17 protein-coding genes and 1 pseudogene are annotated in these 18,762 nt (G+C 62.6%); 8 read left to right on the top strand and 10 right to left on the bottom strand.

Annotation, left to right across the window (positions count from 1 at the left end; all coding sequences use genetic code 11):
- Window positions 1-34 precede the first annotated feature (34 nt).
- From glnT to NMG70_RS15600, 6 genes are all read right to left on the bottom strand, one after another.
- Window positions 35-1,342, bottom strand: a complete 1,308-nt coding sequence (gene glnT / locus NMG70_RS15575; protein ID WP_254025356.1) for a type III glutamate--ammonia ligase — start codon at window positions 1,340-1,342, stop codon at window positions 35-37.
- 47 nt (window positions 1,343-1,389) lie between these two features.
- Window positions 1,390-2,718, bottom strand: a complete 1,329-nt coding sequence (locus NMG70_RS15580; RefSeq protein ID WP_254025357.1) for an FMN-binding glutamate synthase family protein — start codon at window positions 2,716-2,718, stop codon at window positions 1,390-1,392.
- Between the two features lie 6 nt (window positions 2,719-2,724).
- Window positions 2,725-3,471: a GXGXG domain-containing protein gene (locus NMG70_RS15585; protein ID WP_254025358.1), complete on the bottom strand. Its 747-nt coding sequence runs from the start codon at window positions 3,469-3,471 to the stop codon at window positions 2,725-2,727.
- Window positions 3,472-3,475: 4 nt separating this feature from the next.
- A complete protein-coding gene (locus tag NMG70_RS15590; RefSeq protein ID WP_254025359.1) occupies window positions 3,476-4,372 on the bottom strand; it encodes a class II glutamine amidotransferase in 897 nt (298 codons plus the stop codon).
- 129 nt (window positions 4,373-4,501) lie between these two features.
- Window positions 4,502-4,720 (bottom strand): hypothetical protein, encoded by a 219-nt coding sequence (locus NMG70_RS15595; protein ID WP_254025360.1) that lies wholly within the window; start codon window positions 4,718-4,720, stop codon window positions 4,502-4,504.
- Between the two features lie 22 nt (window positions 4,721-4,742).
- A complete protein-coding gene (locus NMG70_RS15600; protein ID WP_254025361.1) occupies window positions 4,743-6,140 on the bottom strand; it encodes an ammonium transporter in 1,398 nt (465 codons plus the stop codon).
- A 166-nt stretch (window positions 6,141-6,306) separates the two neighbouring features.
- On the opposite strand from NMG70_RS15600, the gene NMG70_RS15605 reads away from it, so the two are divergent.
- The 7 genes and pseudogenes from NMG70_RS15605 (at window position 6,307) to NMG70_RS15635 (ending at window position 12,011) form a co-directional block, all read left to right on the top strand.
- Complete coding sequence (locus NMG70_RS15605; RefSeq protein WP_254025362.1) at window positions 6,307-7,440, top strand: aminomethyl transferase family protein; 1,134 nt, start codon at window positions 6,307-6,309, stop codon at window positions 7,438-7,440.
- A 14-nt stretch (window positions 7,441-7,454) separates the two neighbouring features.
- Window positions 7,455-8,051 carry a dimethylamine monooxygenase subunit DmmA family protein gene (locus tag NMG70_RS15610; RefSeq protein WP_254025363.1) on the top strand — a complete coding sequence of 199 codons (597 nt, stop codon included), beginning with the start codon at window positions 7,455-7,457 and terminating at the stop codon, window positions 8,049-8,051.
- On the top strand, window positions 8,048-9,013 hold the full coding sequence (locus NMG70_RS15615) for a PDR/VanB family oxidoreductase (RefSeq protein WP_254025364.1): 966 nt from the start codon (window positions 8,048-8,050) through the stop codon (window positions 9,011-9,013). The genes NMG70_RS15610 and NMG70_RS15615 overlap by 4 nt, the downstream gene beginning before the upstream one ends.
- A 9-nt stretch (window positions 9,014-9,022) precedes the next feature.
- Window positions 9,023-10,063, top strand: a complete 1,041-nt coding sequence (locus NMG70_RS15620) for a heme-dependent oxidative N-demethylase family protein (RefSeq protein WP_254025365.1) — start codon at window positions 9,023-9,025, stop codon at window positions 10,061-10,063.
- 131 nt (window positions 10,064-10,194) lie between these two features.
- A pseudogene (locus NMG70_RS15625) lies at window positions 10,195-10,596 on the top strand (SDR family NAD(P)-dependent oxidoreductase); the annotation flags it as partial.
- 53 nt (window positions 10,597-10,649) lie between these two features.
- Complete coding sequence (locus NMG70_RS15630; RefSeq protein WP_254025427.1) at window positions 10,650-10,940, top strand: hypothetical protein; 291 nt, start codon at window positions 10,650-10,652, stop codon at window positions 10,938-10,940.
- A gap of 189 nt (window positions 10,941-11,129) precedes the next feature.
- Window positions 11,130-12,011, top strand: coding sequence for an RNA polymerase subunit sigma-70 (locus tag NMG70_RS15635; RefSeq protein ID WP_254025366.1), 882 nt, complete (start codon window positions 11,130-11,132; stop codon window positions 12,009-12,011).
- A 202-nt stretch (window positions 12,012-12,213) separates the two neighbouring features.
- Here NMG70_RS15635 and NMG70_RS15640 read toward each other — a convergent pair whose 3' ends face one another.
- Window positions 12,214-12,924 carry a helix-turn-helix domain-containing protein gene (locus NMG70_RS15640; protein WP_254025367.1) on the bottom strand — a complete coding sequence of 237 codons (711 nt, stop codon included), beginning with the start codon at window positions 12,922-12,924 and terminating at the stop codon, window positions 12,214-12,216.
- Window positions 12,925-13,174: 250 nt separating this feature from the next.
- Between NMG70_RS15640 and NMG70_RS15645 the strand changes: the two genes are divergently transcribed.
- Window positions 13,175-14,533 (top strand): trimethylamine monooxygenase, encoded by a 1,359-nt coding sequence (locus NMG70_RS15645; protein ID WP_254025368.1) that lies wholly within the window; start codon window positions 13,175-13,177, stop codon window positions 14,531-14,533.
- A gap of 36 nt (window positions 14,534-14,569) precedes the next feature.
- Here NMG70_RS15645 and NMG70_RS15650 read toward each other — a convergent pair whose 3' ends face one another.
- The 3 genes from NMG70_RS15650 to NMG70_RS15660 form a co-directional block, all read right to left on the bottom strand.
- Window positions 14,570-15,595, bottom strand: coding sequence for a serine hydrolase domain-containing protein (locus NMG70_RS15650; RefSeq protein ID WP_254025369.1), 1,026 nt, complete (start codon window positions 15,593-15,595; stop codon window positions 14,570-14,572).
- A 63-nt stretch (window positions 15,596-15,658) separates the two neighbouring features.
- Window positions 15,659-17,641, bottom strand: coding sequence for an ABC transporter permease (locus tag NMG70_RS15655; protein WP_254025370.1), 1,983 nt, complete (start codon window positions 17,639-17,641; stop codon window positions 15,659-15,661).
- The gene (locus NMG70_RS15660; RefSeq protein ID WP_254025371.1) at window positions 17,638-18,723 is read right to left on the bottom strand and encodes a quaternary amine ABC transporter ATP-binding protein; all 1,086 of its coding nucleotides are present in this window, start codon (window positions 18,721-18,723) and stop codon (window positions 17,638-17,640) included. Before NMG70_RS15660 ends, NMG70_RS15655 begins: the two co-directional genes overlap by 4 nt.
- Between the last annotated feature and the right edge of the window lie 39 nt (window positions 18,724-18,762).

Consider the following 18,762-nt stretch of genomic DNA (forward strand, 5'->3'; position numbering starts at 1 on the left):
CCGAAAGCCGGTTCACACTTTTCGGTCCGATGCTCTAGATATCCAGCGTGTGGTCACGCTCCCACTGGGTGAAGTGGGAAGCATAGGAATTCCATTCCTGGTGCTTGAGCTTTAGATAAGCCGACGAGAATTCCTCACCCAGCGCCGCCTTGAGCGATTTGTCGTTGTCGAATTCGCGCAGCGCATCGAGCAGATTGAGCGGCAGCTTCGGCGCACCCTCCACTGTATGGCCGAACTGGTACATGTCGATGTCGTAGCGCTTGCCCGGATCGGCCTTCGAGCGGATGCCGTCGAGGCCGGCGGCGATGATGACGGCCTGCAGCAGATAAGGGTTTGCCGCGCCGTCGGGCAGGCGCAGCTCGAAACGGCCGGGGCCGGGCACGCGCACCATGTGGGTGCGGTTGTTGCCGGTCCAGGTCACCGAGTTCGGCGCCCAGGTAGCGCCCGAAATGGTGCGCGGCGCATTGATGCGCTTGTAGGAATTGACCGTCGGGTTGGTGATTGCGGCAAGTGCGGAGGCATGTTTCATGATGCCGCCGAGAAAATTCTTGCCCTTCGCCGACAGGCCGAGCTCCATGGCGTTGTCGGCGAAGACATTGGTCTTGCCGTCCTTGTCCCACACCGAGATGTGGGCATGGCAGCCATTGCCGGTCAGGCCGGGAAACGGTTTTGGCATGAAGGTGGCGCGCAGGCCGTGCTTTTCGGCAACGGACTTGACCATGAACTTGAAGAAGGAATGCTTGTCGGCGGTCGCCAGCGCATCGTCGAAGGCCCAGTTCATCTCGAACTGACCGTTGGCGTCCTCATGATCGTTCTGGTAGGGGCCCCAGCCGAGTGCCAGCATGTGATCGCAGATCTCGGCGATGACATCGTAGCGGCGCATCACCGCCTGCTGGTCGTAGCACGGCTTTGAGGCCGTGTCGTATTCGTCGGAAATCGTCTTGCCGTCCGGCGAGATCAGGAAGAACTCGGCCTCGACGCCGGTCTTGACGTGCATACCGTCGCGCGCCGCCTCGTCAATCACCCGCATCAGCGTGTTGCGCGGCGCTTGCTCGACCGATTTCTCGTCCATGATGCAATTGGCGGCAATCCAGGCGACTTCCGGTTTCCACGGCAGCTGGATGACCGAAACCGGATCCGGCACCGCCAGCATGTCTGGATGCGCCGGCGTCAGGTCGAGCCAGGTGGCAAAGCCGGCAAAGCCGGCACCGTCCTTCTGCATGTCGGCGATGGCTTGCGCCGGCACCAGCTTGGCGCGCTGCCCACCGAACAGGTCGGTATAGGAAATCATGAAATATTTTACGCCGTTCTCTTTGGCAAAGGCGGCGAGATCGTTCCCCATTATAGTTCCTCGCTTATGGCATTCTTGGTGGTTTGATATCTTGTATCTTAGAAGCCGTTCTTCCCCGGTATCCAGTTGGTCCCGGCCAGCGGCACGCCGGCCATGGCGGCGGCTTCGATCGTCAGCGCGACGAGATCCTCGGGCTCGAGATTGTGCAGGCTGTTTTTGCCACAGGCCCGCGCGATCGTCTGCGCCTCTAGCGTCATCACCTTCAGGTAATTCGCCAGCCGTCGCCCGGCCGCTATCGGATCGACCCGTTTCATTAGATCGGGGTCCTGCGTGGTGATGCCGGCCGGATCGCGTCCCTCATGCCAGTCATCATAGGCGCCGGCGGTGGTGCCGAGCTCGTTGTAGTCCGCCTCCCAGCGCGGGTCGTTGTCACCCAGCGCGACAAGGGCTGCCGTGCCGATCGACACCGCGTCGACGCCGAGCGCCAGCGCCTTGGCGACATCGGCGCCGTTGCGAATGCCGCCGGAGACGATCAGCTGCACCTTGCGGTGCATGCCGAGATCCTGCAGCGCCTGCACCGCCGGCCTGATGCAGGCAAGCGTCGGCTGGCCGACATTCTCGATGAACACTTCCTGGGTGGCGGCGGTGCCGCCCTGCATGCCGTCGATCACGACGACGTCTGCGCCTGACTTAACCGCAAGGGCTGTGTCGTAATAGGGCCGCGCGCCGCCGACCTTGACGTAGATCGGCTTTTCCCAGTCGGTGATTTCGCGCAGTTCCAGGATCTTGATTTCGAGATCGTCGGGCCCGGTCCAGTCGGGATGGCGTGAGGCCGAGCGCTGGTCGATACCCTTCGGCAGCGTGCGCATTTCGGCGACGCGGTCGGAGATCTTCTGGCCAAGCAGCATGCCGCCGCCGCCGGGCTTGGCGCCCTGGCCGACGACGATCTCGATAGCATCCGCCCGGCGCAAGTCGCGCGGGTTCATGCCGTAGCGCGATGGCAGATACTGGTAGACCAGCGTCTTGGAATGGCCGCGCTCTTCCTCGGTCATGCCGCCGTCGCCGGTGGTCGTCGAGGTGCCCGACAGCGTCGCGCCGCGGCCGAGCGCTTCCTTGGCCGGGCCGGACAGCGATCCGAAACTCATGCCGGCGATGGTGATCGGGATTTTCAGCTCGATCGGCTTTTTTGCATAGCGCGAACCCAGCACCACACCGGTGTCGCAGCGCTCGCGATAGCCTTCGAGCGGATAGCGCGAGATCGAGGCGCCGAGCACCAGCAGGTCGTCGAAATGCGGCAGCTTGCGCTTGGCGCCGGCGCCGCGGATGTCATAGATGCCGGTCGCCGCGGCGCGGCGGATCTCGGAAAGCGTGTAGTCGTCGAAGGTCGCGGATTTGCGCGGCGTCGTCGGCGGGTTGCGATAGGTCATTGAGCCTCAATACGCGTCGGCGTTGTCGATGTTGAAATTGTAGAGCGTGCGCGCCGAGCCGTAACGCTTGAACTCCGCCGCCTTGACGCCGGTCGCGCCGGCACGGTCGAGCAGGCCCTGCAGCAACTCCAGATGCTCTGGCCGCATCTCCTTGGCGATGCAGTCGGCGCCGAGGCTTTCGACCTTGCCGCGGACGAACAGCCGCGCCTCGTAGATGGAATCGCCGAGTGCGTCGCCGGCATCGCCCAGCACCACCAGATTGCCGGACTGCGCCATGAAGGCCGACATGTGGCCGATATTGCCATGGACGACGATGTCGATGCCCTTCATCGAAATGCCGCAGCGCGACGACGCATTGCCTTCGATGACCAGCAGCCCGCCCCTGCCGGTGGCGCCGGCATATTGGCTGGCATCGCCTTTGACCGTTATCAAGCCCGACATCATGTTTTCGCCGACGCCGGGTCCCGCCGAGCCATGCACGGTGATGGTGCTGCCGTCGTTCATGCCGCCGCAATAATAGCCGACGCTGCCGCGGACATCGATCGTGATCGGCTGGTCGACGCCGACGGCGACCGAATGGCTGCCTTTCGGATGAAGCACTTCCCAGGCGGTTTCGTTGGAACCGGGGGCCAAATCGTGTAGCGCCTGATTGAGCTCGCGCAACGGCATTTCGGCCAGATCGAAAACCCTCGACGCCCGACTCTGCTCATGGTCTTGCTCGTGGGTCGCCTTGGAGACGTTGATTGCCGGCATGAGCTCAATGCTCCCAGAAATAGACGGTTGCGGGCTCGGGCTCCCAGACCTTCGCATTGTCGATGCCGGGCAGCTTGGTGAGCGCGCGATATTCCGAGCCGAAGGCGACATACTGGTCGGTCTCGGCCATGACGGCAGGCTTGCAGGCGATCGGATCGCGCACCACGCCGAAGCCGTTCTTGGTGCCGACGACAAAGGTGAAGAAGCCGTCGAGGTCGCTCAGCGTGCCTTCCAGCGCTTCGCCGAGATTCTTGCCGTGCGCCATCTGCGAGGATAGATAGGCGGCCGCGACTTCGGTGTCGTTCTCGGTCTCGAATTTCATGCCTTCGCGGATCAACTCGCGGCGGACATTGTTGTGATTGGACAGCGAGCCATTATGCACCAGGCACTGGTCGGCGCCGGTCGAGAACGGATGCGCGCCCATCGTCGTCACCGCCGATTCCGTCGCCATTCTGGTGTGGCCGATGCCGTGCGTGCCGGTCATGCTGCGCACGCCGAAGCGATCGACGACCGCTTCGGGCAAGCCGACCTCCTTGTAGATTTCGACGACGTCACCGGCGCCCATGATGCGGATATCGGGGCGCAGCGCCTGGATGGCCTCGCGCACTTCATCGATCTTGTCGGGCGTCGTCCTGACGACCGCATGCGTCGATTTCACCGCGATGTTCACCGGCGTCCCAATCGCCCTGGCGAGTTCGGCCTCGAGGTTGCGGAAATCGTGCTCCGGCTTTGCCGCCTGGATGGTGATCTTGGCCTCATTGCCGGATGGCGCTCCATAGATTGCGATGCCGGCGCTGTCGGGACCGCGATCGCTGAGCGAGATCAGCATCTCCGAAAGCATCGAGCCAAGCTGGGGCTCGAGCGACTTGTCCTTCAAAAACAGTCCGACGATTCCGCACATGTCAGGCTCCCGAGATGAGGTATGATTTAGGTGCTACCAGCTTCATGAGTCGAATTCAACTCGTATGAAAGTTTTTTTCATCTTGGACAAGTCGTCTGGCGCAAATGCGCCAGACGACCCGGCGGCGACTTAATGGCGGTCGATCGCCTTTCTGGTTTCCTCTCCAGTGCGATCCGCAGCCATATCGGCTTCGATTTCAGCACTCTCGTGGCGCGTCTGGAGGACGTGCCATCCGATCCAGAAGACGAGTCCGATGATCACCATCACGACTTCGGAACCCTGAAACGGGTAGATCGCGCCGACGTCCTTGAGGTCGAGCGCCCAGCTTTCCATTCCATTGGTAGACATTGCGGTTCTCCTTGCCCATTGACTATTTGATCATTGCCTTTTCGGCGGCTCCCACTTCGCGGACCGACGCCTCGAAAGCATGGTTGAGGGCAAAATCGACGCCCTCAAGTTCGACCTTCGCTGGTACGCGCAGGAGGTTCATGCTGTTGAGGATCTTGCAGACGACAAAGGTAGGGGCGAAACCGAGCACGAACATCAGCACTGCACCAGCGAAGTTGCCGAGCGGGTTGATATGCGCGAAGCCCTCATAGGGCGAGGACGGCTGTCCCCACAGCATGAAGCCCGCCACCACGACACCGAGGAAGCCGCCATAACCGTGCACGGCAACAGCGCCCACCGCATCATCGATCTTGAAGCGGCGCTCGACGAAATAGTGCAGCTTGTAGCAGATGGTCGGGACGATCGCGCCGATCAGCAGTGCCTGGATCGGGTGATAGAGGTCGTTGCCGGCCGACGTTGAGATAACGCCGCAAAGCCCCATGGAGAATGTCCAGAACGGGTCGCCTTTGGAGACGATGTAGCCGGCCAGCATACCGCCCGACAGCGACATCAGGAAGTTGAAGGTGATCGCCGAGAGCGTGGTCGGCGCGAGATAGATGTTGGTCGCCGTCCAGGTCTCGCCGGTGATCTGGCCGGCAATTGTGGCCGGGCTGATCAGCGGAATGTTGCACGCGGCATAGAAGCCCCAGAAGCCGGTGAAGATCAGAAACAGCCCGATCGTGACAAGCCAGACATTGTGGGGTGGGATGTCGCGCGCCGTGCCGTCGGCCCTGAACTTGCCGATGCGCGGACCCAGCACGATAAGAAAGGCGAGCGCCGCTCCGCCCGCGATTGCGTGCACGACTCCCGATGCATAGGCATCATGATAGCCCCAGAGCTTCACCATCCAGCCTTGCGGATGCCAGCCCCAGGACGCATCGAGGATCCACAGGACCGAACCGACCAGCACCGCGACAATCCAGAACGCACCCGAGCGCACGCGTTCTATGATCGAACCCGAGATGATCGACGCCGTCGTGATGGAGAACAGCAGGAAGGCGCCCCAGAACACGCCGTTAAGGCGATGCCACAGCGCGGCATCGGTAGGGGTGACCCCCGTCTCGCCTGGATTGACACCGGAGAGGTGGGTGCCCATCAGCGGATTCCATGGTTCGGCAAATGGTGCGGTGACAAGTCCGCCGGTGATGCCCGGCCCATTGGGGAAGCCGAAATAGATCCACCAGCCGAAAAAATAGAACGTGATCGTGACGAGCGGGATCGCCATCGCGTTCTTCATAAGCGTTTTCAGATGATTGCGCCGGCGCGACACGCCGACCTCGTACATGCAGAACCCGACATGGATCAGGAACATCATGACGATCGTCACCCAGTAATAGAATTCCGTGAAAATAGTCGTTAGAGCGTTGAGATTCCCTTCCATTTCATGTCCCCTCCGTTTAGTTGCGTTCCTTGCCTCTGAGTAAAACTTTTTGCATCTTAGTATTGCGCGCTTTTGGAGTTTTGAGTCAATATGGCGCGGACCGTCACTGGGCTTCAGTGCCCTTTAGCGGCGAAACGCCGGCAATCGTGTGAGGAGAAGCAAGTCCATGACCGCATCCTGGAGATTTTCGACCTTGGCGGATCGCCATCGTGCGCTCGGTTCGAAGCTCGAAGACTGGAGCGGGATGGGCACCGCCTGGACCTACGACAAGGACGCTGACGAGGAGTATGTCGCCATCCGCACCAAAGCCGGGCTGATGGATGTCTCGGGCCTGAAGAAGGTCCACATCACCGGGCCGCATGCCTCGCATCTGATCGACCTCGCGACGACGCGCGATGTGGAAAAGATCTATCCCGGCAAATCGGCCTATGCCTGCATGCTGAACGAGGCCGGCAAGTTCATCGACGACTGCATCCTCTACCGCACCGGCCCGAATGCCTGGATGGTCGTGCACGGTTCTGGCACCGGCCACGAGGAGTTGCAGCGGGCGGCCATGGGCCGCGATGTCTCGCTGCGTTTTGATGACAATCTGCACGACCTCTCGCTGCAGGGGCCGACATCAGTCGATTATCTGGCAAAGCATGTGCCGGGCATTCGCGACCTCAACTATTTCCACCACATGCAGACCCGGCTGTTCGGTTTTCCGGTGATGATCTCGCGCACCGGCTACACCGGCGAACGCGGCTACGAGATCTTCTGCCGTGGCCAGGATGCCGGCACGATCTGGGACACCATTCTCGACGAGGGCAAGAGCGCCGGCATCATCCCCTGCCGGTTCACCACGCTCGACATGCTGCGTGTCGAGAGCTACCTCTTGTTCTACCCCTACGACAATTCGCAGAAATATCCGTTCGAGAACGAAGGCCCCGGCGATACGCTGTGGGAGCTCGGCCTCGACTTCACCGTCAGCCCCGGCAAGACAGGCTTTCGCGGCGCCGAGGAGCACTACCGCCTCAAGGGCAAGGAGCGGTTCAAGATCTTCGGCGTGCTGCTCGAAGGCAAGGAGCCCGCCGACGAGGGCGCGCCGGTCTATCGCGACGGCAAAAAGGTCGGCGTGGTGACCTGCGCCATGTATTCGCCGCTGGTCAAGAAATCGATGGGCATTGCCCGGCTCGATGTCGACTGCGCCGTCCAGGGCACCAGGCTCGAGATCCGCAACAAGAGCGGCGCCATCAGCGCGACGGCTGAGCCGCTTCCATTCGATGATCCGAAGAAGACCAAGCGTACGGCGAAAGGCTGAGGCATACTGAGAGAATGGCAGCGAAAAGCATCATCAGCCGGCCGGTCTACGGAACCCTGTCCCCGCAGCCCGGCAAGCACCATCTTTTTGTGGCGGATGCAGAAGGAGCGCTGGCCATAACAGACCTGGCCGCCAAGGCGCCCTATGGTTTCTTTGCCGATGCCCACATCATCTTCATCCCCGGCCAGGATGGCAGACATGTCGCCGCGCTCGAAGCGCTGAAGCCGGCGCAGTTCTATCAGGGGCCTTCCTTCGCCAGTGCCTTGCCGCGGCTGAAACAGACCTTGGCCAACGCGCATATGGGCCTGCGCCTCTATCTCGCCGGCACCGAAGGGCTGATCGGCCAGGCCATGCAGGCGGCGCTCGAAGCCGGCATCGACCACACCGCGATCCAGACCGAGCACCGCGGCTCGCTGGCGCGCCGCATCCAATGCGTGCATTGCAAGGGCATCACCGAAAAGGTGACGACGCAGCCTGCAACCTGTTCGCATTGTGGCCTGCTTCTTCTGGTACGCGATCACTATTCCAGGCGCCTCGCGGCATTCCAGGGCGTTTGCATCAATGCGGAAGACCGCAGCGAAATTCCTCCGACGGAGGAGATCTTTCGATGAGCACCGGCACCACCAAGCTTGACGTCGTGGTGAGCGATGTCGTCCCGGTCAACGAATTGGTCACGCGCTTCCATTTCCGCAGGCGCGACGGGCAACTTTTGCCGACATTCTCCGGCGGCGCCCACGTCGTCGTCGAAATGCGCGATGGTGAGCGGACCCGGCTCAATCCCTATTCGCTGATGGGTTCGCCGCTCGACACGCGCGAATACACCATCTCGGTGCGCCGCGACGATGCCGGCCGCGGTGGCTCGCTGTTCATGCACAGGCATGTCAGGCCCGGCATGGAGATGGTGATCAGCTACCCCGTCAACCTGTTCTCGCTCGACCTGCGCGCCAGGAAGCACCTGATGCTGGCCGGCGGCATCGGCATCACGCCTTTCATGGCGCAGACCGCGCAGCTGGCAGCGGAAGGCGGCAATTTCGAGCTGCATTACACCTGCCGCACCGCCTCGCTCGGCACCTATGCCGATGTGCTCAAAGAGCGCTACGACCGCCGCGTCAGGCTCTATCACGACGACCGCGACGAGCGCATCGAGCTCGACCGGCTGCTGTCGTCGCAGCCGCTTGGCACGCATCTCTACGTCTGCGGCCCGTCGGGCATGATCGGCTGGGTGCGCGACCGCGCTGCTGCCTTGGGGTGGCCGACCGAGACAGTCCATTTCGAGCATTTCGCCGCTCCGCAGCCCGGCGCGCCGTTCGACGTGACGCTGGCCCTGAGCGGCAAGTCGATCCGCGTCGGCGAGCAGCAGAGCCTGCTCGAAGCGATCGAGGCCGCCGGCGTCGATCCACCCTATCTCTGCCGCGGCGGCGTCTGCGGCCAGTGCGAAACCAATGTCATCGCGCATGACGGCAAATTCATCCACAACGACCACTGGCTGAGCGAGGAAGAGCACCGATCCTGCAAGAAGATCATGCCCTGCGTCTCGCGCTTCGAGGGCAGGTCGCTGGTGCTGGAAAGATAGGAGGCGAGCTTGGGCATCACCTTTCGCAAGGAAACGTTCCGCGACGACTTCACCTTCAAAAACAGCCCGGAGCACATCAGGCGGTTTCCGTTCCCGTTCCACGAAGACAGCTACATGTATGCGGTCAATATCGAGCCGCATGTTCTGGGGCCGAAGGGCAGCGTGCTCGAAACCCTGATCGACGTCGACGAGCATTATGTCGCCGAGATGCAGGACCGCGCGCTGGTGCTGGCGGAAGACCCGCTGCGCTGCCAGTCGCTGCCGCATATGACGCTAGCCGGCTGGGACCTGCTCGAACTCCTGATGGAGCAGCAGGCGCTCGGCTATCCCGAGCATTTCACGCTGACGCGCGACGGCGACAGATGGCGCTGGATCAACCGGCCGCTCGGCATCGACGACAGCTTCACCTTCGGCGACGTATCGACGCTGCCCTATGGGCCGATGGAATACATCACGCGCCAATCACAAGGCGATTTCTGCATCCTCGACCAGCGTGACGGCAATCTGTGGATGGATGCCGGCATGGTCACCACCCAGGCCGACTGGTCGCTCGATTTCGACATCGGCATGAACTTCTTCGAGTGGCACGCGCCGGTGCCGCTGGCGCACGAGAAGGGCATATTCGTCCGGGCGCTGAAATTCCTCACCAACATCCAGCAAGGCAAGCCGGCGCGGCGGCTGAACTGGACGATGACGATCAATCCGCGCCTCGACACCAGCCCGGAAAATTATCACAAATGGGGTCCGGACCGGACAACGGTGACGCCCGAAAACGTTGGCGACAAGGTCCATCTGCGTGTCGAATTGCAGAGCTTCTGGCGGCTGCCGCGCTCGAACGGCATCGTCTTCCCGATCCGCTGTTATCTCATCAAGATGGACGAGCTGGTGACCCAGCCGAAATGGGCGCGGCGCCTGCACCGCGTCATCCGCGACCTTCCCGAAGAGCTCGCCAATTACAAAGGCCTGACACGCTACCGCGCGACGCTGGTCGAATGGCTGTCGAAGCTCGACGACGGCAGCCCGACATCGCCCGGCTTCGGGCCGGACTAAGGAGCTTGCACCGGCGCTTCCGATCACCTGAGAAGATTTTTGACCCCGCACCGATGATTTCCGACCGCCTGCGCTGTCCTTGTCAATGGGCGTGGCTGGATGGTCCAGCTGCCCGGACAGCAAGGTGGTCCATGAGATTGTTACAAGGTCAGAATGTCGTCGTCGTTGGAGGCAGCCGTGGTGTCGGCCGCTCGATCGCAGAAGCCGCCCTCAGCGAGGGAGCGACGGTCCTCGCAGTCGCCCGCAGCGAACAGACCCTGGCGGCATTTGCCCGGGAGACTTCGAGCGTGAAGGCGTTCGCGGTCGATGCGACTGTGGACACCGCTCCCAATCAGGTCTTCGCCGCGCTGGAACCGGACGTCCTGGTGATATGCGCAGGCGCTCTTGCCCCCTCCGCGCCCCTACATGAACAGAACTGGGCGGCGTTCTCCGCAAACTGGGAAACGGACGTCAAGTCGTCGTTTCTGTTTTGCAAGGCCGCGCTTCGGCGTCCGCTCAAACCGGGCGCCCGGATTGTCCTGATCTCCAGCGGCGCGGCCTTGACGGGGGGCCACCGAATTCCGGCGGCTATGCCGGCGCAAAACGCATGCAGATGTTCCTGGCCGGTCATAGCCAGAAGGACTCGGATCGGCGCGGTCTCGACCTGCGCTTCATGGCGCTTGCGCCTATGCGCATCATGCCAGGGACCGGCGTGGGCGACGCCGGCATCGAGAGCATTTCGGCCTATATGGGCATCCGGCCCATGGAGTTCATCGCGGGCATCCTCGACATGCAGACGCCGGCCGACGTCGGACGGGCGGTGGTGGCACTCGCCACCCAAAAACCGCAAGGGTGTTCCTTTGCGGTGAGCGCGAGCGGACTTGCGCCGGCCGCCTGAGACGCGCGTAATGCAAGCTCAAAATTGCCGGATCCGCATGACAGACCCGCAGGCACCTCTCAAGCCGGTACGTCAGCCGGGCCAGCCGATCCTCGATCGGCTGGCCTTAACAGTTCACGGCGGCCCATCGCCGGGAGCTCAAGCTCCATTGCTATCGCATGATGGGCTCGCTGCACGAGGCGGACGACCTTGTCCAGGAAACGCTTCTGCGCGCCTGGCGCGCAAGATCGGGAGTTCGATGGGCGGGGTTCGGTTCGCGGTTGGCTCTACACGATCGCGACCAACTCTCGCCTCAACGCGCTCAAGGCCAGGTCGAGGGCGAATCGCATTCTCCAGCAGCCTGGACGGCCGGCTTCCCACGGGATGGCCACCGGCGGCCCTGCAGCCGAGGTCACCTGGTTGGAGCCTTACCCGGACGCAGAGCTGCCAAGCCTCGCTGATGGTGAGCCAGGTCTGGAAGCGCGCTACGAGACCCGCGAAGCCGTCCAACTCGCTTTCGTAGCCGCGATCCAGGATCTGCCGCCCAGGCAGCGCGCCGCTCTACTGCTTTCCGACGTCGTGGGCTGGTCGGCTGTCGAAACGGCGGGATTGCTGGGCGGATCGACGGTTTCGATCAACAGCGCATTGCAGCGGACCCGCGTAACCCTTGCGGCGCGATATCCCCAAGGACGTCCCATCCATCGATCGAAGCCCAACCCCGAGGAAGGCCTGCTGCTCGAACGTTACATGCAAGCCTGGCAGGCCGCCAATCTCGACAGCCTGATCGAGCTCCTGCGTGAGGACGCCACCTATCGCATGCCGCCTTGGCGGGAATGGTATCGAGGACGCGGGGCGATCCGCGCTTTCCTCGAGACCATCTGGGGCAATTTTGCGGGCTTCCGCACCGTGGCCATCGGAGCCAATGCCCAGCCGGCGGTCGGGGTCTATTCCAGCAGCCACAATGACCCTGCGTGGCGAGCCCATTCGCTGCATGTGATTGAGCCCGCTGAGGGTGGTATCGCCGCTCTGACGATCTATGTGCCGCCGCTCGGCCCCAGTTTGTTTGCGGCGTTCGGCCTGCCGCCAGCCTAGAGCAATTCCAGGAAAAGTGCGAAACGGTTTTGCCGGGAAAGCGGATAGCGCTTCCCTAGGGAATTGCGCATAAACAAAGAGATAGAGCGGTTCTGCGTTTCCGTGAAACGATGACCGCTATGGTCTGGGCCTGTAACATTCCATCCGGCCGCTTCGCGGCCACGGGGCTCAATGAGGGGACTTCGCTTGCGTCCGAACCCGCTCAAACCGCGCTACTCTGCGGATAGCAGATGATCGAGAGATAGCGCATCGGCAGTTGCGTCAGCTGTTCCGGGCCGTGTGGCGCGTCGGCGTCGAAGAACAGGCTGTCGCCGGGTTTCATCGGATAAAGATTGCTGCCGTGCCGGTAAACGACCTCGCCTTCGAGCATGTAGAGGAACTCCATGCCCTCGTGCTGGAAGGTCGGAAACACGTCGGAATCCTCGGTCAGCGTGATCAGATAGGGCTCGACGACGACGCCGCTGGTGTTCGACCCGATATGGCCGAGCAGGTTGTACTGATGGCCGGCGCGCGTACCCCGCCGCTCGACATCGAGGCCTTGGCCGGCCTTGACGAAGACAGCGCTGCGTTCTTCCTCGAAACGGCGGAAGAAAGCGGTGACCGGAACGCCGAGCGCCCGCGACAGCGCCTGCAAGGTGGTCAGCGACGGCGAGGTGATGCCGTTTTCGATCTTCGACAGCATACCAAGCGAAATATCGGTGGCAGCCGCAAGATCGGCGACGGTGATGCCGAGTTTTTTGCGAAACGCCCGCACCTCGCGACCGATCGCCACCTCGAGGACTTTTTCGCGTGTGTCGCGAACGGCGTGCGGGTCCTGGGTCAGTGGCGTCGGGATTGTTGCTACGCCCTTCGGCGATGGCTTGGCCTTCGAGGGGGATGCCCCATTCCTGGAATTGAAAGCTTTTTTCGCCATGTCGCCACCCCGGGTTCTGCGGATTATTTCACTCGGGGTGAACATATTCGGCCCGGGGACCTGAGCGCAACCGCGAAGCCACTTTGTCGAACGGCGTGCTCTCCGGTTTTTCAGCCCGCAGCGGTTTTGGCCAGAATCCGATCTGGTGAACGTGGTTTCAGCAGAAGGCCTGTTGACAGCATCGAAGGGGCAATTACTGTCCTCTCAGTGAAATTTGTTTCGTTAGGGAAATGAGACCCGGAGGCCCGCAATGGAAAGTCGTGTTGCCGTCATTGGAGCCGGACCTTCCGGCATGGCCCAGCTTCGAGCCTTCAAGTCGGCTGCCGACAAGGGTGCGGATATTCCGGAAATCGTCTGCTTCGAAAAGCAGTCCGACTGGGGCGGCCTGTGGAATTACACCTGGCGCACCGGACTCGACGAGCATGGCGACCCGGTGCATGGCTCGATGTATCGTTACCTCTGGTCGAACGGACCGAAGGAATGCCTCGAATTCGCCGACTACACGTTCGAGGAGCATTTCGGACGGCCAATCGGGTCGTATCCGCCGCGCGCGGTGCTGTGGGACTACATCAAGGGCCGCGTCGAAAAATCCGGCGTGCGCCAATGGGTGCGCTTCAACAGCCCGGTGCGCATGGTGACCTTCTCCGACACGACGAAAAAGTTCACCGTCACCGCGCATGACCGCACCAACGACGTCACCTATTCGGAGGAGTTCGATAACGTCGTCGTCGCATCCGGGCACTTCTCCGTGCCCAACGTCCCCTATTTCGAGGGTTTTTCGACCTTCAACGGCCGCATCCTGCACAGCCACGATTTCCGCGACGCCATGGAATTCAAGGACAAGGACATCCTGATCATCGGCCGCTCCTATTCGGCCGAGGACATCGGATCGCAATGCTACAAATACGGCGCCAAATCGATCACCTCCAGCTATCGCTCGAAGCCGATGGGCTTCAAATGGCCTGACAACTGGAAGGAAGTGCCGCTGCTGCAGAAGGTCGTCGGTAAAACCGCGCATTTCAAGGACGGCAGCACCAGGGATGTCGACGCCATCATCCTGTGCACGGGCTACCTCCATTCATTCCCGTTCCTCACCGAGGATCTGAAGCTCAAGACCGCCAACCGCATGTGGCCGGACGGGCTCTATGAGGGCGTCGTCTGGGAGAAGAACCCGCAGCTGTCCTATATCGGCATGCAGGACCAGTTCTACACGTTCAACATGTTCGACGCGCAAGCCTGGTTCGCGCGCGACGTCATCATGGGCCGTATCAAGCTGCCTTCGGCCGAGGCGATGGCGGAACACGGCAGGAAATGGCGGGCGCGTGAGGAAACGCTGGAAGACGCCGAGCAGATGATCTGGTTCCAGGGCGACTACACCAAGGAGCTGATGGATCAGACCGACTATCCCGGCTTCGACGTCGAGGCTGTCAATCAGACCTTCATGGAGTGGGAACACCACAAGGTGGAGAACATCATGACGTTCCGCGACAATGCCTATCGCTCGTTGATGACCGGCACGATGGCGCCGCTGCACCACACGGCCTGGCTGCAGGCGATGGACGATTCGATGGAATCCTATCTGGAAGTGAAAGGAGTGGCGGCGGAGTAACGGCTTCCTCGGCCGCGCACTTTTGCGCGACATGCATCAGTTGCTGCGAGCCTCGCGCACCTCTTTCGTCGCTTCAATGATCCGCCCGAGCAGGGAATGGAGATCGTCGCGGTGGCCGCTGCGGCCGGCGGGGCCGTTTTCATCTGAAGTCATGACCACGGTCAATGCTCGCCCCGGCACAACATAGACCATCTGCCCGCCATAGCCCCATCCGTAGAACACCGCTTCGCCCGCGATCTGACGGATGAACCAACCATAGCCATAACCGTCACCGGTGAAACGCGAGGCGGTGCGTGGCTGCCAGGAGAGCTTGATCCAGTCGGCCGGCACGAGCTGCCGTCCGCCACGGCTCACTCCGCCGCTGCGGTAGAGCTCGCCAAAGGCGAGCAGCGAGCGCGGGCTCATGGCCATCTGGTTGCCGCCGAGATAGATGCCCTGTGGGTCGCGGTCCCAGGCGGTGATGGAAAAGCCCTGCTGCGGCCCCAGCCATTCGCGCGCCAGTTCCAGCGTTGAGCGGCCGGTCCGCCGCGTCAGGATCGCCGAAAGGAGATGGGTCGAGCCGGTGGAATAGAGCATGGTACCGCCCGGTTCGTCGTCGAAGGGCATGGCGAGCGCTGCCCGCACCCAGTTGTCGCTTGCCACCCAGCGCCCGTAGTTTGGGCCGGAGGTCCGACCCAGCCCTGCCTGCATGGAAAGCAGATGACCGATCGTAACCTGCTGGAGCCGCGGATCCACGTCGGCGGGCAGGTCGGCCTGAAGGAGCGGAGCGATCTTCTGGTCAGTGCCTTGCAGCACGCCCTTGTCGATGGCGATGCCGACGAGCGCGGAGATGATCGACTTGGAGGCCGATTTTATGTTGGCAGGACGTGCCGGGGAGTGGCCGCGATAGCCACGCTCCGCCACCACCGCGCCGTCATGCGCGATGGCAACCGTGCGCAGCGGCGTCAGGCGCTCGGCCTCGTCAAGGAGCTTTCCAAGCCGCTGCTCCAGGCCATCCGCAGCGTGAGCAGCGACGGAAAGGATCAGGAGAAAGGCTAGAATCACGGTGGGTCGCTTCAGCATGAAGCCAGCTTGGGATGCATTTTGGGCAAGACGAAGGTGGGGGCGCGAACCTCTATTTTCCGGCTATCCCAGCCTTGCGCGTGCCTTGGCCGTCCAGGCGTTGAACAGCCGGTCGGCGACGATGCCGATGAAGGCGATGGCCAGCCCGGCGACGATGCCGCGGCCTGAATCGGCCTTGGACAGCGCGATGAACACCTCCTGGCCGAGATCGCGGGTGCCGACCATGGCGCAGATGATGATCATCGCCAGCGCCATCAGTATCGTCTGGTTGATGCCGAGCATGATCTCGGGAAGCGCCAGCGGCAGCTGGACGCGCAGGAACGTCTGGCGCCTGGTGCAACCCGATACCTTTGCCGCCTCGATCAGTGCCGGCGGCACCTGCCGGAGGCCGTGATTGGTGTAGCGGATGGCCGGCACCACGGCGAATGCGACCGTCGCGATCATCGCCGTCACGTCGCCGACTCTGAATAGCATCACCACCGGAATGATGAAACAGAACGACGGCAGCACCTGCAGCGTGTCGATGACCGGGGTGACGATCTTCTCGACACGGTCGCTGCGCGATGCCATCAGCCCGATCGGGATGCCGATCAGGCAAGCGATGAAGGCCGAGATGCCGCAGAGATAGACCGTCGCCATGGTCTTTTCCCAGAGCCCGGTCACCGCGCAGAAGACGGTCAGCGCCGCGACCAGAGCGGCGAGACGCAGGCCGCCGAGCTGGTAGCCGGCAAGGCCGAGCAGGAACACCGCGCCCAGCCACGGGAAGCCCTCGCAGAAGGCGCGCACCGGGTTCAGCACATTGAGGATCAGAGCCACGCGGAACGCTTCGATCGTGTCGAAGAAGTTGATCGTGATCCAGGTCACCGCTGTCTTCCACATCGGCGCAGTGGTGAAGGTGATCGCCTTCGGCACCGCAGCGAAGGCCGGCACGAACAGGCCAAGCAGCGTCGTGGCGGCAAGGATGGCGACGGCCAGCGTCAGGTTGGGGTAGCGCCGCCAGAAGCTCGAGCTGACCTCCTGATAGACATGGCCTTTCGCGTGATTGCGCGCGATCGCCTGGCTCAGCCGGTCGAGCGCGATTGCCAGAGCCACGATGGCAAGGCCGGCTTCCATCGCCTCGCCGACCTTTAGCGCCCTGAGCGCCAACAGCACGTCGTAGCCGAGGCCGCCGGCGCCGATCATCGAAGCGATGATCACCATATTGAGCGCCAGCATGATGACCTGGTTGACACCGACCATCAGCGCTGGACGCGCCGAAGGCAGAAGCACGCGCCACAGTTTCTGGCGCGCCGTGCAGCCGGCCATCTCGCTGAAATCGTCGATTTCGGACGGCACCCGCGACAGCCCCAGCATCGTCGCGCGCACCATCGGCGGTGTCGCGAAAATGGCCGTCGCGATCATCGCCGAAACCGGACTGTTGCCGAACAAAAGAAGCATCGGGATCAGATAGGCGAAGGTCGGGATGGTCTGCATCAGGTCGAGGGCAGGGGAGATCAGCAGCCTCTCCGCCCATGGCTTGCGCCAAGCCCAGATGCCGACGAACAATCCGGTGACGATGCAGAACGGCACGGCGATGGAGATCAGTCCCAGCGTCAGCATGGCGCTGGTCCACTGGCCGAACAGCGCGATGTAGAGGAAACAGCCGCCGACCAGCGCGCCGAGCTTCCAGCCACCGGCGGCACGTCCGGCCAGGAATGCAGCGATGCACACGCCAACCCAGGACAGCCGCGGCAGGACGAGCATGTCGGCGCCATGGCCGATCTTGAAATTCTTGGCGAGCAGACCGAGCGCAAAGTCGAGCGGTACGCCGAGCACAGCGGTGATCGAGCGCGTCAGCCAGGAAAAATTCGACTTTATCAGGTTCATCAGCGCGCTGACCCAGTCGGCGACCGGAACGATTGCGCTCGCCGGGTAGTTGACCGCCCAGGGCAGCCTGTCCTGCAGCAGGAACACGGCAAGCACCGCGGCAAGGGCGCAGGCCCAGGCCACCAGCCAGATCTGAACCGGCCGCGATCTCGCCTCGCTGGTGCTTGCCGTCACAGTCATGCGCCGGCCTTGGGACGTTCGATGCCTGCCAGAAGATCGATCACCGCTTGCGGCGTGACTTCGCCGATCGGCTTGCCGCTGCCGTTGACGACGGCGAACGGCTTGCCGGCCGAGACGATATCAGCCGAGAAACTCGATATCTTGGCATCGGGCGCGACCACGCCGCCATGCTCGGCCCCGTCGCAGGCGCGCATCAGGCTTCGCGCCGAGATCACCTTGGCGCGGTCGACGTCGCGGGTGAACTCGGCGACATAATCGGTCGCCGGATTGACCACCAGCTCTTCCGGCGTGCCGATCTGGATGACCTCGCCGTCTTTCATGATGGCGATGCGGTCGGCCAGCCGGATGGCCTCGTCGAAATCATGGGTGATGAAGACGATGGTCTTGTGCAGCATGGTCTGCAGCCGCATCAATTCGTCCTGCATCTCGCGGCGGATCAGCGGATCGAGCGCCGAAAACGGCTCGTCGAGAAACCAGATTTCCGGCTTGGTGGCGAGGCTGCGGGCGATGCCGACACGCTGCTGCTGGCCGCCGGAAAGCTCTCGCGGATAGAAATGCTCGCGGCCGCGCAGGCCGACAAGCTCGATCACTTCGCGCGCGCGTTTTTCGCGCGTCGGCCGGTCCTGCCCTTGTATGCCCAGTGGAAAGGCGATGTTCTCCAGCACATTCAGATGCGGCAGCAGGGCAAAGTTCTGGAACACCATGCCCATGCGGTGGCGCCGCAGCTCGATCAGCGCGGTATCGGAGATTTTCAGGAGATCCTTGCCCTCGAACTCGACCTTGCCATGCGTCGGCTCGACCAGCCGCGACATGCAGCGCACCAGCGTCGACTTGCCCGACCCCGAAAGCCCCATGATGATGAAGATCTCGCCCTGGCGGATTTCGAGGTTAACGCCGCGCACCGCGCCGACCAGCCCGGCCGCCGCGACCTCCGCCATGCTGGCCTTGCCGTCGCGCTGGCGGATGAAGTTGGCCGCGTTCGCGCCGAACAGCTTCCAGACGTTGCGGCAGGCGAGCTTTATCGGGCGGGCATCCCTCGGCGTGCCTGCCGCTTGCAGCACCTGTTCAGTCGTATCGGCCATGCAGTCGTCCTTCTGGAATAGGGGATAGAGACCCGGCCA

It is taken from the genome of Mesorhizobium ventifaucium, assembly GCF_935822925.1.
Lineage (GTDB): Bacteria > Pseudomonadota > Alphaproteobacteria > Rhizobiales > Rhizobiaceae > Mesorhizobium > Mesorhizobium ventifaucium.